Annotated in this window: 2 protein-coding genes; both read left to right on the top strand. The window is 41.0% G+C overall.

Going from position 1 to position 1,202, the window contains the following annotated elements:
* Positions 1-524: IS3 family transposase (locus A372_RS0100120; RefSeq protein WP_026010810.1), on the top strand; the 524-nt coding region annotated here is incomplete at its 5' end.
* Positions 524-1,084 (top strand): site-specific integrase, encoded by a 561-nt coding sequence (locus tag A372_RS39375; protein ID WP_083858687.1) that lies wholly within the window; start codon positions 524-526, stop codon positions 1,082-1,084. The genes A372_RS0100120 and A372_RS39375, both read left to right, overlap by 1 nt.
* Positions 1,085-1,202: the final 118 nt, after the last annotated feature.

Raw genomic sequence — 1,202 nt, 5'->3', positions numbered from 1 at the left:
ATGTGCTCAATCAAACGTTCGCCACTAGCGCACCAAATAAGGTCTATATGACCGATATCACCTATATCCCGACGGATGAGGGATGGTTGTACCTTGCCAGTGTGATGGACCTCTATACACGTAAAATCGTGGGGTTTCACATGGATGAACGAATGACCAAAGAACTCGTCATCATTGCGCTGGATCGGGCTTACAACAGCCAGCGACCAGCCCCAGGAGTATTACATCACTCGGATCGTGGCAGTCAGTATGCATCTGCAGACTATCAGAAACGACTGAAGAAATACCAGATGATCGGCAGCATGAGTCGTAAAGGAAACTGCTACGATAATGCCTGTATTGAGTCCTTTCATAGCGTGCTAAAGAAGGAACTGGTTTATCTCGAGAAATTCAAAACCAGAAGTCAAGCAAAGAAATCTATTTTTGAATATATCTCGTGTTTTTATAATGGTAAAAGAATCCATTCACCCATTGAGTATTACACACCCAATCAGTACGAACGTATGTACCTAAAAACTACGTAATTCTCTCGGTTTTATGTGTCCAATCTATTGACAGAGGTCCAGTTCTGGGGGTCCAGGAAATTGACTTCTCCTACGAGGAAAAATATCTAGACGTCACTCAATCATTAACTTATCATAAAGAATTTGGTTTTATAATCCAAGCACCAAAAACGGCGAAGTCTGTGAGGAGAACTCCTATCATAGATAGGCTTATTTTAGAGGAATTAAAAAATAAAATTGAAATGAATGCAGCCAATGCTAAGAAGAATAAAGCGTATCAAAAACAATGGGGCCTGATTAATTGTCATTCAGACGGTGCACCAATACGACCTTCTCAATTGAGACACAATTATGAAAAGATTATCAAATCGTGTGGACTACCGTACATTCGTTTCCACGATCTGCGCCACTCATTTGCAACAAACCTATGGGAACTTGGATTCGACCTCAAGGACATCCAGGAACTCCTTGGTCACTCAAGCGTAGCGATAACCAGTGACATATATACGCACATGCGAGAAGAGAAGAAGAAGTCAGTAATGGAACGGTACAGCGAAGCATTAAACAAGTCAAAGGAATAATACAAAACCTGTGGATAACTACATGTCAGTTAGCAAGCCTGTTAGCAGCATGGGGGGAGTTAGATAAAATAAACTTCCCTTAGAAAAACAAAAAACCCTTGTATCCCAAGGGTTTAAT

It is taken from the genome of Paenibacillus sp. OSY-SE (genome assembly GCF_000283315.1).
GTDB classification, from domain to species: domain Bacteria; phylum Bacillota; class Bacilli; order Paenibacillales; family Paenibacillaceae; genus Paenibacillus_B; species Paenibacillus_B profundus.
The sequence above is the reverse complement of the archived record's forward strand: the minus strand, read 5'-3'. Positions and strand labels throughout refer to the sequence as shown.